This is a genomic window from Rhodococcus sp. DMU1, from assembly GCF_012272955.1.
In the GTDB taxonomy this organism is placed as follows: domain Bacteria; phylum Actinomycetota; class Actinomycetes; order Mycobacteriales; family Mycobacteriaceae; genus Rhodococcus; species Rhodococcus aetherivorans.
Genome location: NZ_CP050952.1, coordinates 4,818,992 through 4,832,175 on the forward strand (window position 1 = coordinate 4,818,992; position 13,184 = coordinate 4,832,175).

The 13,184-nt window shown below is 68.4% G+C and carries 10 protein-coding genes and 1 pseudogene; 3 read left to right on the forward strand and 8 right to left on the reverse strand.

Translation table 11 applies throughout. The features are described from left to right. Positions 1–72: 72 nt before the first annotated feature. A pseudogene (locus HFP48_RS21895) lies at positions 73–1,169 on the reverse strand (transposase). A gap of 22 nt (positions 1,170–1,191) precedes the next feature. On the opposite strand from HFP48_RS21895, the gene HFP48_RS21900 reads away from it, so the two are divergent. Further along, complete coding sequence (locus HFP48_RS21900) at positions 1,192–1,773, forward strand: dihydrofolate reductase family protein (RefSeq protein WP_006930808.1); 582 nt, start codon at positions 1,192–1,194, stop codon at positions 1,771–1,773. 888 nt (positions 1,774–2,661) lie between these two features. After that, on the forward strand, positions 2,662–3,258 hold the full coding sequence (locus HFP48_RS21905) for a maleylpyruvate isomerase family mycothiol-dependent enzyme (RefSeq protein WP_043798414.1): 597 nt from the start codon (positions 2,662–2,664) through the stop codon (positions 3,256–3,258). Positions 3,259–3,407: 149 nt separating this feature from the next. On the opposite strand, the gene HFP48_RS21910 is transcribed toward HFP48_RS21905, so the two are convergent. From HFP48_RS21910 to HFP48_RS21945, 7 genes are all read right to left on the reverse strand, one after another. Then, on the reverse strand, positions 3,408–3,560 hold the full coding sequence (locus HFP48_RS21910) for a nuclear transport factor 2 family protein (protein ID WP_168580041.1): 153 nt from the start codon (positions 3,558–3,560) through the stop codon (positions 3,408–3,410). Next, on the reverse strand, positions 3,560–3,955 hold the full coding sequence (locus HFP48_RS21915) for a cupin domain-containing protein (protein WP_050035805.1): 396 nt from the start codon (positions 3,953–3,955) through the stop codon (positions 3,560–3,562). Before HFP48_RS21915 ends, HFP48_RS21910 begins: the two co-directional genes overlap by 1 nt. 67 nt (positions 3,956–4,022) lie before the next feature. Further along, the gene (locus HFP48_RS21920; RefSeq protein WP_210432776.1) at positions 4,023–4,283 is read right to left on the reverse strand and encodes a flavodoxin; all 261 of its coding nucleotides are present in this window, start codon (positions 4,281–4,283) and stop codon (positions 4,023–4,025) included. A gap of 680 nt (positions 4,284–4,963) precedes the next feature. Further along, a complete protein-coding gene (locus HFP48_RS21930; RefSeq protein ID WP_246872455.1) occupies positions 4,964–9,556 on the reverse strand; it encodes an AAA domain-containing protein in 4,593 nt (1,530 codons plus the stop codon). A 229-nt stretch (positions 9,557–9,785) separates the two neighbouring features. Next, positions 9,786–9,971 carry a hypothetical protein gene (locus tag HFP48_RS31300; RefSeq protein WP_006941774.1) on the reverse strand — a complete coding sequence of 62 codons (186 nt, stop codon included), beginning with the start codon at positions 9,969–9,971 and terminating at the stop codon, positions 9,786–9,788. 222 nt (positions 9,972–10,193) lie between these two features. Then, positions 10,194–10,400, reverse strand: coding sequence for a hypothetical protein (locus HFP48_RS21940; RefSeq protein WP_029545710.1), 207 nt, complete (start codon positions 10,398–10,400; stop codon positions 10,194–10,196). A 279-nt stretch (positions 10,401–10,679) separates the two neighbouring features. Next, the gene (locus HFP48_RS21945; protein WP_006941777.1) at positions 10,680–12,251 is read right to left on the reverse strand and encodes a bifunctional NAD(P)/FAD-dependent oxidoreductase/class I SAM-dependent methyltransferase; all 1,572 of its coding nucleotides are present in this window, start codon (positions 12,249–12,251) and stop codon (positions 10,680–10,682) included. A 78-nt stretch (positions 12,252–12,329) separates the two neighbouring features. On the opposite strand from HFP48_RS21945, the gene HFP48_RS21950 reads away from it, so the two are divergent. Beyond that, a complete protein-coding gene (locus HFP48_RS21950) occupies positions 12,330–12,893 on the forward strand; it encodes an XRE family transcriptional regulator (RefSeq protein WP_050035811.1) in 564 nt (187 codons plus the stop codon). Positions 12,894–13,184 lie beyond the last annotated feature (291 nt).

Sequence of the window (13,184 nt, forward strand, 5' to 3'; positions counted from 1 at the left end):
GATACCGCCGAACTGGCTCGACCACCTCGCCCACATCGTCGTAAACGAGCCAGGGCACGATGCGGCTCTTCATCATCCAGGGTGTAGCAGCGGCCTGAAGCCGCCGGTCTCGAGTAGCGGGCCGGCGATGTAGGTGGTGAGGTTGCCGAATCCGAGGGCGGAGCCGCGGAGGTGTTCGAGTCGTCCGTTGATCGCCTCGGTTGGGCCGTTGCTGGTGCCGGGTCGGTCGAAGTAGGCCAGCACGTCGACGGCGCGCTTCTTCAGCGTTCGGCCCAGCGTGATCACCTCGCTCAGCGCAGCGGGAACGCCGGCGCTGACCGACCGATCAGGTTCCGCATCGGCTCGCGCCCCTTCGTTCGATCCGGGTGACGGTAGGCGGCGATCATCCGCTGGTAGATCCCCCAAGTCGCCTCGACTTCGACATGCTCTTCGGCGGCGAACAGGGCGGTGAGTCGGTTCCTCTGCTTGTCGGTGAGTAGGTCGGCGCCGGTGTGCAGGGTCCTCCTGGCGGAGTGGAGCGGGTCGTCCTTGTGACCGCAGTGGCCGTGGATCGCGAGTTGGACCCGGCGCCGGCACTTGTCGAGCGCGTCACCGGCTACGCGGCCCCCGTGGAAGGGATCCATCACCGCGACCGCTGCGGGGATCCATCGACGCCGAGAACCTGGACGCCGTCGAGCCGGTGCGGATCGTCTATCAGGACCCGCTTGCCCTCGGCCAGGACGGCGTCGTTGGCGATGTTCCAGGCGCCCACGAGTCCTTCAGCGACACGCGCGACGGTCAGGTGCTGGCGCACGACGCCTTCGAGTGCCCACCGCAGACCACCTCGCGAGAGCTTCGCCCGCGGCTCAGCAGCCAGGCTGGTGTCCTGGCGCCACATGCTCGCAGCCGGAGCACCGATAGCGACGGATCGTGACCACCAGCGTGGTCGGCCGCCAACCCAACGGCTCGTGCGCCAGACGCCGGGTTACGGTGTCGCGCGACGATCCCTCGCATCCGCAGCGGCGACACCACCTCTCATCCGACCCGTCGGGTTCGACGACGCGACAGGCCAAGACAGCACGGTCCGGCTCGAACCGCGGCCTGGTCACTTCGAGACCGAGCTCGTCGAGTCGGCAGAACACGGTCAGATCAGGGCAGGCAAAGCCCGCCCCAGGGGTAGCGTCAGGCACGTCGAGGTCTAAGGAGAGCCCCGTGGGCAAGGTGGTCATGTACAGCTCGGTGTCGGTGGACGGCTTCGTCGCGGACGAGAACGACCAGCCCGGACCGCTGTTCGACTGGTTGTCCAGCGGTGACGTCCCGTTGGACGAGAGCGGCGAGGTGAAGGTGTCGCAGACGTCCTACGACTACACCCGGCCGTACTGGGACCAGATCGGGGCGACAATCGTCGGCCGCCACGTCTTCGACATGACGGACGGCTGGGAGGGGACGCCTCCGGGCGGGGTCGACCACGTGGTCGTCGTGACGCACCGGCCGAAGCCCGAGGGCTGGGCCCCCGAGGCGCCATTTCACTTCGTCGACGGCGTCGAGGCAGCCGTGGCCAAGGCGCAGGAGCTCGCGGGTGACCGCATCGTCGAGGTCGCCGGTGGCGACGTCGGTGGCCAGGTGCTTGCCGCGGGCCTGGTCGACGAGGTGCGCATGGACGTCGTACCCGTCGTGTTCGGGTCCGGCAAGCGCTACTTCGGGTCGGTCCACGCACAGCACCTGTTGGAGGATCCCGACGTGGTGATTCAGGGCAACCGGGTGCTTCACCTGCGCTATCGGGTGCGCCGTTGACCGATCTGAGCGGGTACTCGAAGAAGTCCACTGCGAACGGTGACACAAGATCGGGCCTCCGGCTGCGTTTGCGCATCGCTGCCCCGGGACCGACGCGCCAGCCAACATCCAGCCAGCGATTACACCCTCAACTGTGAAGAGCCCACAATGCCACCGCCTCGCTCGACACGGCCCCATTGCGGCAGTCTGATCGACCCGATATCCCGCTGCGTCTCGTCGGACAACGTCCCTCACCTCCGTGTTTGAGAGATGCCTACGCGGCCGTGCAACGAGTCCGGTGTCGGCAGGACGGCGTGTCGCTACGTAGTCCGGTCACCAGATCGATGCCGTTTTCCGGATGGTCGATCCGGCCTGTCGACGGCAGGCCGGAGTCGGCTCTGGCCCCCTTTCCCGATTGCGTCGTCAGGCATGCCTGACGGCCGAGCACTACGAGATAATCGTGCGCGAGCAGTTGTGCGCCGGCTGACCGCCGACCGGGACACCACTTTGCTACCGAATCCCTGCAGGCGTTGGCGGAGGCAGTGCTCTCCCTGGCGGTCGAGAACAGCGATCCGGCGACGTCGTCACCTCACCCATCCAGAGGATCGTGAGGCACCCTGCGGTCCCTGATATTTCCCGCCTGTGGGTACTGCAGCGCATGACCGTCGAGACCGAACTGCTCGGCCAGCACGTCCATGAAGTCGATGTGGCGCGGTACTCGGCGTAGCCCTCCGCGGCGAGTTTCGGGATAGGTGTCAGGCAGGTCGCACACCTTGGCGACTTCGGCTTGGCCACTCTCCGATGAGTTTGACCGGCCCGTGGAGTCTCAACCTCTGCAGGCGGCGCGATGCAAGGACGTCCGGCTCGGCGGCGGGGCACCTTGCTCAACTGAATGAAAGGGGACCGACCGTGAACAACCTGCAGTCCGGGGTACCGCCAACGTACGACGGCCTCGCCGACCTGCTCGACTCCGCGCCCACCGAGACCTGGGACACCCCGTCGCTCTGCGCGACGTGGCAGGTCCGCCACGTGGTCGCGCACGTAACGATGCCGGCGCGGCTCACACCCGAGCAGTTCGGAGCCGAGATGGCGGCGGCAGGCGGCGACTTCACCCTGCTGTCCAACACCGTAGCCGCCCGCGACGCCTCCCTGCCGGTCGCCGACCACCTGGCCCACCTCCGGTCGCCGCTGCTGCACGAGTGGCAGCCGCCGGGTGGCGGGGCGGCCGGGGCGCTCAGCCATGCAGTGATCCACTCCCTCGACGTCACGGTCGCGCTCGACCGGCCGACGGTTGCGCCGGTCGAGGCCGTGGTAGCCGTCCTCGACCAGCTCACCGCCGCGAACGGCGCACTGTTCGGGGTCGACCTGACCGACGTCCGGCTCGAGGCTGCCGACATCGACTGGAGCTGGGGAAGCGGGAAGGTCGTGCGGACCGACAGCGGACGCCTGGTGGCGCTTCTGAGCGGCCGAACCCTGCCCGATGGCCGCGCCCTACGCCGCGGCTGACCCACCCAGGTGGACGCGAGGGTGTACGCCGCCACCCACCGGCCGTCGCGGGCGGTGTAGTGGATCTCGAGCTGCAGCGGCCAGGTGCCGTGCCCGCCCCGGATGGTGGCCTCCGTCCGCGTCCGGCCGGAGGCGAGGTCGGCCAACCATTAGGCCTTCGACTGCTCGTACCCGGTCATGTGTGTGAGCGTGAAATCTTCATCGAGCAGTTCGCCGAGCGCGACCGCGTCGCCGGCGACCATCGCGGCGCGCTGCTGTTTGCAGTCGCGCACCGCCGCCTCGACGTCGTTCCCCGCCTTCATCAGCCGTTGCACTCGTCGGTGACGTGCTCGAGCCACGTCGTGGTCGTCGCCGGGCTGTCGGCGTTGTCGAGCATCGCCAGATGCTCCATGAACGAGTCGGCGGCCGCACCGTGCCAATGTTCCTCGCCGGGCGGGCAGTAGATCGTCCGGCCGGGGTACGCCTCGATCTTTTCCCCGCCACGGGACTGCACCCACGCCACGCCCTGTGTAACGTGCAGCGTCTGGCCGCGGGCGTGCGAGTGCCAGGCGGTGCGGGCGCCGGGCGCGAACCGGACTTTCGCGACGATCATCCGCTGACCGTCCTCGCGGGGGAAGGCAATCGGGTCCAGCCACACGTCGCCGTGGAACTGTTCGGGCGGGTTCTTCGTGGTGGGGGTACGCGGGGCGATCCGCATCTTCCGTTTCCTTCGATCCGGCTCGCCCTGCGAGCGGTGATGTGACAGCCGCGGGTGCGACAGGCAGTCAGAGCAGGTCGGTGCGCTGCAGCCAGGAGTCGACTGCGGCGCCGGCATCGCGGACCTCCTCGCCCCGAACGGCCAGACCCTCACCGAGAGTTGCTCCGCGACAAGCATATTCGTAATCGGCCGGGACGCTCCCGAGCCCGCTCACGGCGTGGGTGGTGATCGGGTGGACCCTCGTGCCGGCGAAGTCGAGCCCCTCGGCGAAGGCCCACATGATCATCGGCGCACTGCTGTTCCACACCGGACTCCCCACAGAAGTCATGCCCAAAAGTGTGCCGTACCCCCGCACCGGGTGCCGAACCCGACGTCCCGCGCCGTTGTCCCTGCGGCCCCGGAGGGGACGGTGTGGCACCGAACGGCGAGGGGACGTGCATTTTCCCTGTTCAGGAAGCATTCTCGGCGGTGCGGGCGATCTCCACGACGAAGCGGCCGTCCGCGGTCGGGGTGACGCGGGAGTCGATGTGCAGCCCGGATCTGCGCACCGCGGCGATCCTGCCGGTGCGCAGGTCCGGGCGGCGACGCTGGCCAACTGGCGGCGGCTGCGGTCGTAGACCTTCCAGGTGACCCATTCCCCGGGCCGGGCGCCGGCCAGGGCCTTGATCTCGGCTTCGGCCTGCTGACGCGTCGTCGGGACCGGATCCCGGGACGGGCTGGGCGCCGAAGACGTCCCCGACCGACCGCCGGTCCGGTTCGGCGTCGAGCTTGGCCAGCAGAAAACAGTGGTGGACCGTCCGCGTCCTGAGCTCAGGAAACCGGCACGACCGTAGGTCCACACCCGCGTGCCTCGAGTATGAGACACGAAGACATAGCGCCGGGGGACGAACTGGTCGTCACCACTCCTACTCCACGAGGTCGAACTCCGGCATTGCGACGATCCACGCGAGGTCAGCGGCACCAACGTCTCGAAACCCGACCTACGAATCGTCCGATCATCCGATTCGGTCAGAAGCCGGCACCATCGTCGGCAGTGCGATCGACTACACCCGCAACCCGATAGTTCGTCCGTTGCCCTGGCGCAACGAGCGCGTCGACCCGCCCCGCGACAACGAGCTCTTCCAGCACCGCGAGAACGACCGTCCAGTCCATCTCGAGCCGATCGGCAAGCTCGACGACCGGATATTCCTCACTCCCGAGTGCCTCCACAATGGTGTCAGCCAGCGATGACGACACCGGCGTGGCCACCGACGACTCGGTGAATCCGGAAGGCTCGGCGTCGGACACAACACCGACATCCGCACCCTCGGAGGTAATGCCGCGCCGCTCGAGCTCGCCCCACAGCCCCGACATCGACGCGTCCGGGTCGAGGTAGTACTCGGATTCGCGGACCCTCCAGAACCTCCACCCGCTCCGGCGCAGTTCACGTTCACGCTCGAGGTCGGCGCGCTGCCGGTCGGGAGTGGTGCGCCACTGCTCGCCGTCGCACGCCACAGCCAGCTTGCCTGCCGCGCCGGTCACCACCAGATCGATAACGTGACCGTTCACCTCCACCCGGGGGTTCACGTGATATCCGCGGGCAGCGATGTCGAGGAACACCTCCTGCTGGAAGAGACTGTCGAATGCCTCGTGCCGCTCCTCACCCGTCACACCCGCCGGCATCGGCGCCGCAGGCATCGGCGACGTCGACTGCATGTAGGTGAGCAGCGAATGCCGCAGGTCCGTCGGCCGCAACGTGTCGACGATCCTCGAATGGAACAACCACAACTGGTCCTGTGCCCTCGATGCGGCGACGTTGAACCGTCGTTGGTATTCGGTCCTCGTCATCGCCGCGATGTTCTGGTCGGGCGCGACCACCATGGACAGAAACACCACGTGCCGCTCGTCCCCTTGGAAATCCGGAGGCGTGCCGACACGGAGTCTGCGTTCGTCCCATTGGTGCGGGGTGAGCCGGTCGAGCAGTTCGTTCTGGATGACGTCGACCTGCGACTGCCCCTGCAAAACCACCACGCCGAAGGTTTTCCCATCGTAGGCGGGGTCTTCGACACACTGCACCACAGTGTCTACGAGGGCACCGGCCTCGACACGGTTCGTCAACGTCGAGTTCTGTCCGGTGACGACACCACCGTCGACGTAGGTGGTGCGCAGAGGCGGAAGGCGGTCGGACCCATACTGCCGCAACGGAACCAGGGGGTCGTCTGCATAGAACTGTTCGCTCGACCAGGCGATGATCTCCGGCATCGATCGGAAATGCTCACGCAACCGGACGATGCTCCCGAACCGCGACCGCAACAACGAGAACATGCTCGAGCGGGGAGTGAAACTATCGCGCAAGTACTTCGGGATGTCGGGCAGGGATGAATCGAGACGACGGAACACTCCGTCGAGCGCACCCAACGACACCGCACTCGGCGCGCATTGCTTATCGTCCCCGACCACGATCACACGCGGCGCCAACCACAGCAGGAACAAGCTACTGATGTCGACCTGGCTTGCTTCATCAACAATGACGACATCGAACAGGTTCTGTACAGGCGGAACCGAAGACAGCACCTGCTGCAACGGCATCACCCACGCCGGCACCGCACCCTGCGCGACCTGCATGGCCTCACGCGCTGCAGCCCGATACCGCTCTGCATATCTCCCGGTACCCTTTCCGATACTCGCGACATGGTCGCGGTACGAGTGCAGGGCTTGGACCTGCTCGGCGGTCGTGCGGTCGAGACACGCGCTCCACGCCTTCTCCGCGACGAGCTGCGTGGTCAACCGCGAGATGTCTTTCTCGACCGCGTCGAGGTCACGTTCGAACTGCCCGTCCTCACGCCCCTCGTTGACGTTCCGCACCCACTGCTCTGCGCGACGCCACGCCCACGCGCTCTCGATGTTTGCCAGACGAACCGGCCACTGCGGCCACGACGGATCTTCGGCGATGGCCTGCGCGAGCGCCGGTGCGGCGTCGGTCAAACGCGCGTGCAGCGACAAGAGTTCGAGCTCCTCCCGCTGTTCACCGGCCGCACGATCCCATGCATCCAAAGCTGCATTGATACCGTCGAAGTCCGCATCGTGGAAGGCCCGTGCCAGGGCGCGCCCTTCGGGCGACGCTCCCCCGGCGATCTGGCCCCGCACATACAGGCCGACGGATTCGAGCCAGGCCTTGCTGGCTTGCGCAGTGCCGACCGCGGCGATTGCCCGCGCCGACTCCGCAACCGACCGCGCCTGTTCGACACTCACAAGCCGCGGCGCACCAGGGTGGATGTCTCGTAACGCCGATTCGACATCCCGTACCCGTGTGACAAGGTTGTCCACGATGCCACGGTCCCGGTTGATCAGTGCCAGGGTGCCGATGGCACGGCTGCGTGACTCGTCGAGTGCGATGTCGATACCGAGATCGCGCAGGACGATCCCCACGACCCGCACCGCGTCGAGCGCACGGAGGTGCTCGGCGACGATACGCACCGAGTGGGCGGTCGTGGCCGCGACCCCGTCGACGGTCGCAGGCTCGCCGAGCGCCTCGACCGCCGACTGCTCGTCACTCCTCCGGAACCGGGAGAGGCCACTGCGCCATGTGTCCCCCGCCTCCAGCTTGCGAGCCAGCGCGTCATACGCCTCGAACGCGGGCCGCCCGGTCACCGGCGTTGCCACCGTGCTGGCACCGACGACGCGATCGGCCTCCTGCGCGGCCTGCACGAGACCTGCGAACTCGGCGGTCTTTCCCCACAGGTGCTGCGCCCTCCCCGACAGGACATCGTCGGCCACGCGTTGAAATCCCAGGTCGAGCCGTTCTGCATCGTGCAGAGCGCCCTGCAGTTGTTCGCAGAGATCGCGGATACGGGCCAGTATGTCGGGGGAGGCGCCCTCGAGTACCCGCAGCAACTCCGGCATTTCGCCGGTCACGTCCTGCGATGCCTGTGCGACCGCGGCGCACGCGTCCTGCACCTCTCTCTGGGTGGGCAGGGACAAGTCGGGGAACACTTGGTGCCGGCGACGCGCCCGCTCGACGCTCGACCGCTGATGAAGCGCATGGAGGGTGATGAATTCGTCGACGCTCAGAGGTGGGGCGTCGGTGAACAGCGGTGCGGGCAGCCACCCCTGTCCGGATTCCTGTGCGCGGACCCTCCGGACGATCGACGCGACCGTCCCCTCGTAACCGGCGGCGACCGCGGTGTGAACGACCGTCTCCTGCGCGCGCGTCTGCCGAATCTGTTCCGTCAGGATCGCCCGACGGTTGAGCACGTCGTTGCGTTGCGTGGTGAGTTCGTCGATGCGCTGCGCTGCGCGCCGCCCGTTGAATTGCGCCTTGCGGGTAGCGATCTCGCTGACACTGCGGTTGAGCTCCGCAGACCCTCCCCGCGCCGGGTCGGTCACCGCCACACACAGTTCTTGCAGTTCGAGCGGAAGTTTGTCGCGCAGTACACGCAGCGCCTGAGCCTTCTCACTGGTGACCAGCACGCGCTGGCCACCCGCGAGCAGCGCGGACACCAGGTTGGCGATGGTGTGTGTCTTACCAGTACCGGGTGGGCCTTCGACCACGACGCCGCTGTCGCCGGTGAGGCGATCGAGGATGTCGCGCTGCTCATCGTTCGCGGGCAACGGGAACAACGGATCATCGGCGAACAGCGCGGACGGTGTGCCGATGCGGTCGAGCCATGCGACACGGTCGGCCGGTTCGATCGCTTCGACGAGTTGCGCCAGACCCAGCGGCACCTGGTTCGACTCGTCGGCGACGGCCTCGCTCATGCGGTTGTAGTACTCGATGAGCGCATAGGCGCCGCGCTTGCGGAGCACCAGAGCCGGCGACGGTCTCACGAACGCCTCGGGCGACGATGCCTCCTCCGCCTGGTCGACGACGTCCACGCGCACTGTAAGTGCCCGGTCGGTCCAGTCCTTGAGAAACACCCGAGCCGCGGGGTCGAGGGGCGACGCGACCTGAGTCGCGAGGGATTGGTGCAGGTCGCGGGTACTCGATGGATCGAACACTTCCAATCCGGTGAGGAGCTGGGTGTCTTCGAGCGACGGGACGGCGTCGGGATTCAGCCGGACCAGCAGGTCGCCGGATTCCTCGTGCCGCTCGATGAGGGCGGACTGGGTGATCAAGTGTGTGTGCACCCGCGCGCCTGCGACATCGTCGGAGAGGTGCAGCAACCCCGATGCGACGACGAGCTCGAGCGATTCCGGTTGGGCGTCGAGGTCTAGCATCGCGTGCTGCAGGAACGTGTACAGCTGCGACGCGGGCCGTCGTTCCCGATCCACAGCCGCCCACGCCCGCCATTGCGCCAACCAGGTCTCGACGCCGTCGACGGCGTCGGGGGCCTGTGGGTCGAGTGGGGGTTCAGCGGCAGAGTTGTCGATTGCTCCCTGCACATACTTCGCGACCAGCGCGGGAGGACGCGGTGGATCTTCGAGAACAAGACGCCGCGCACGGAGGAAGACGTCGCCTGCCGCGGCATCGGCGGTCAGGCCGACGTCGAGGTTTCCCTCGTCGAGAGACATCACGGCACGGTGTTTGTCGAGGGTACGGACAGGTGCGCTCCGTGCTTTGACGAGCTCGGCCAGAAAGGCAAGCAGGCGTTGCACGCGATCCCTGAGTTCAGGTTCGCTCACCCTCGGCTCCACACCCACTCCACTCTCCCTGCGGACGTCCTTCCGCCCGTCGACGGAAACCGGGCAACTCCAGCTTAGGAACCACCTCCGGCATGTCCGTGTCCGGTCTCGCTTGTCGCCGATTGCGGCCCCCCGAACCCGTCACCGCGATCGCACCTGGCCTGTGCGAAGAACAGCTATCGAGTGCACGGGGGATGGTACGGGCGGGTAAGTCACGGCAGACGCAAGCTCATAGCCCCCGGGGATACCTGCCGCCGACCCGGTCGGGGTCGTCGGCCAGGAACACCACGTCCCGGCGGCCATGGTTGAAGGCGCGGAAGTTGTCGTAGTCCCAGCCGGCAGGGGAGTAGTCGTCGTTCCACCGCACTCGCGCGGCGGGCACGAGCCCGGCGTCGGCATACAGGTCCGGCAGCACGGTGTCGAACAGTCCAGACGGCGGCCATCGAGCGCGGTGGCGTACCGGACCATCGCGCGTGCCGCGCGCGGGTGGGCGCAGTCCCGGTGCGCGGACACCGAGACGATCTCGTCGCCGTGCAGGGCGGCGCCGGCCTTGCCGTCGTCGGTCACCAGTAGCCGCATCCGCCGGTAGTCGTCGTGGACGGACACCGAGGCGGCATAGGGATTCTTGTGCCGGCCGTCAGCGCACCACCAGCTCCGCGCACGCCCGGAACGGTATCGCGTCCACATCGACGACGCCCTTGCCGGCGAGGGTTTCGCCCAGGTCGGGCAGCGGCGGGATGCTGAATCCGGCGGCGAGAGCGATGTCCTGGCCTTCTTGTACCGGTGCGAGGCTGTGCTCGTCGCCTTGGCCCCGGTCTGATCGGCCAAGACCGCGAAGGTCCACTCCGGGTGGGTGATCTCGAGTTGGGCGGCCGCCTTGACGACCGGAGCGAGGTCGGCGCTGTCGAGGAACGCCAGCAGTTGCGCGATGGTCTGCTGTGCGGGTCGCACCGCCGGCCGGAGGTACCGGCGGTGGGGTCACCTCGTCGAAGTGGGCGAGGTCCGCCGCGACACGAGCGGCACCGTCGCGCGGTGCCACGGGCTCGGCAACGGCGGCCGTCGGTGCGCCGGCGCGGGTGTCGACCGCACGGTCGATGGCCTGTCTCGTCACGACCGTTCCGGCTCAGCCGCGTCGTCGCGCCCGCAGCACCGAGTCGCGGACGGTGACCTGCTCCCCGGAGTGCGGGTGTGCCGTGGTCCGGGACCGGACCTCGCAGAGCTCGACCTCCCACTGACCGTCCTCGAGCGCCGGAATCAGCGACTCGGGGGTGAAGAGGAACCAGTGGTGACCGTGGCGCAGCCCGGTCGCCAGGTCGTCGGGGTGGTGACCGACCACCAGCAAGGTGCCACCGGGGGCGACCGCGGAGCCGAGGCGCCGGGTCAGCTCGACCATCCCGCCGTCGGGAAGATGCAGGAACTGCGAGGACACCAGATCCCATCGCTGCTGGCCGGGCTGCCAGCTGCGGACGTCGGCGGCAACCGTGGTGACACGGTCACCGACGCCGGCCTCGGCTGCGTGCGCGGCCGTCTTCTCCAGGGCGGCGACCGCGAAGTCCAGGGCCGTGACCGACCAGCCGCGGCCGGCCAGCCAGACCGTGTCGGCGCCCTCACCACAGCCCACGTCCAGGGCCCGTCCGGGTGTCAGGGACGAGACCTCGGCCTCGAGTTGGGGGTTGACGCGTCCGCTCCAGACCCGCTCCCCGGAGTAGCGATCCTCCCAGGCGGGCTGCTCGAACAGCTCGGCCCGGCGCTCGGCGACCGCGCGGTCGGCGTCCTCGGCGGCCAGGTCGGCGTTGACGAACGCTCCCACCCGGGTGCCGTGAGCGGCCGCGCCGATCAGGGTCATGCCGATGTCGGTGGCGTTGCCGGCCGCGTACAGGCCCGGCACCGCGGTCGCCCCCACCGGGTCGACCGCGATCACCGACCCCACCGGCGCCCCGCCCCACTCGACGTGCTGCGGCTCCAGGCCGAGGGAGGTCAGGAAGTCGAGGCGTACCTGCGGCCGGGAGGCCACCACGATCGCCTCGCGCTCGAGCAGCGAGCCGTCGGCCAGGCGCACCCCGATCAGCCGGTCGCCGTCGGTGACGACCTCCCGCGCAGTGCCGTGCTCGATGCGCACGCCGATCGCGGCCATCCGCTCCACGTCGGCGGCCGGCAGCTCGACCCCGTCGGCGACGACGAGGACGACGTCGCCGGTGAGCTGGCGCCAGAGCAGACCCTGGTGTCCGGCGACGGGGCTGGTCGCCAGTACCGCAATCGCTCGACCGCGCACCTCCCAGCCGTGGCAGTAGGGGCAGTGCAGCACGTCGCGGCCCCAGCGTTCGGCGAGGCCGGGGACATCGGGCAGTTCGTCCACCACCCCGGTGGTGACCAGCACCCGCCGGGCGGTGACCTCGCGTCCGCTGCCGGTGGCCACGGCGAAACCGTGCTCGGTGCGGGTCACGGCCGTCACGCGGTCGCTCGCCAGCTCCACCCCGTACGCCGCCACCTCGGCCCGGCCGTCGGCCAGCAGGTCGAGCGGGGGCACCCCTTCCCGGCCGAGATAGTTGTGGACGTGCTCGGCCGGAGCATTGCGAGGCTCACCCGCGTCGAGCACCAGCACCCGGCGACCGGACCGCCCCAGCACCACCGCACCACTCAAACCGGCAGCGCCGCCGCCGACCACCACCACATCGAAACTCTCGTTCTCCGTCATGCCTCCAGGGTGCAGACCCCTCCCAAGATATGGCAAACATCCTTGCCGTAATGGCAAAACTCCGGCACACTGAGCGACATGGAAGACCAGGACGTCTTGAAGAACGTGGGCCCGAGACTGCGACAGCTTCGACTCGAACGGGAAGCCACCCTGAGCGACCTGGCGGAGGAGACCGGCATCTCGCTCAGCACCCTCTCCCGACTGGAATCCGGACAGCGCAAGCCCACCCTCGAGCTGCTGCTCCCCCTCGCCCGCGCCCACCGGGTCGCACTGGACGAACTCGTCGACGCCCCGGACACCGGCGACCCCAGAATCCGGTCCAAGCCGGTGACCCGGCACGGCCGGACCTTCCTCTCCTTGACCCGCCGCCCCGGGGGCCTGCAGTCCTTCAAAATGGTGCTGCCCACCATCGACGACGTCGCCCACCCGACGCTGCAAACCCACGAAGGCTACGAGTGGCTCTACGTACTCAACGGCCGGCTGCGCCTGATCCTGGGCAGCCGCGACCTGGTGCTCGAACCCGGAGAAGTGGTCGAATTCGACACCCGCACACCGCACTGGATCGGCAACCCCGGACCCACCCCCTGCGAAGTGCTCGCAATCTTCGGCCCCCAAGGAGAACGCATGCACGTGCGCTCATAACCAGCGCCCCGTCCCCGACCACGCACCCCCGCCGGCGGCCGGCGACGAGCACCGCGGTGACGTAGCGGCACCGATCCTCACCGCCCCGACAACCTCGGACACCGGGCCCACACCGCCAACGTCGGCACGACCACACCATCCCCACCCACCGGAAACTGCACCCTCAACTCCATTGCGCGGGAGGAGTTGCGCCGTACATGACACTTGAGGCTACGGACGTCCAGCTCTGCATTTACGCGGGTATGCGTTGCGCTGGGGGCCTGCACATCACTCACCATCTCGCCGCGCCCC

Bases quoted from the DNA above. Each gene is read 5' to 3' on its own strand.
- HFP48_RS21910 (WP_168580041.1), bottom strand. From the start codon at position 3,560: ATGAAGGCGGGGAACGACGTCGAGGCGGCGGTGCGCGACTGCAAACAG.
- HFP48_RS21915 (WP_050035805.1), bottom strand. From the start codon at position 3,955: ATGCGGATCGCCCCGCGTACCCCCACCACGAAGAACCCGCCCGAACAG.
- HFP48_RS21920 (WP_210432776.1), bottom strand. From the start codon at position 4,283: ATGACTTCTGTGGGGAGTCCGGTGTGGAACAGCAGTGCGCCGATGATC.
- HFP48_RS21945 (WP_006941777.1), bottom strand. From the start codon at position 12,251: ATGACGGAGAACGAGAGTTTCGATGTGGTGGTGGTCGGCGGCGGCGCT.
- HFP48_RS21950 (WP_050035811.1), top strand. From the start codon at position 12,330: ATGGAAGACCAGGACGTCTTGAAGAACGTGGGCCCGAGACTGCGACAG.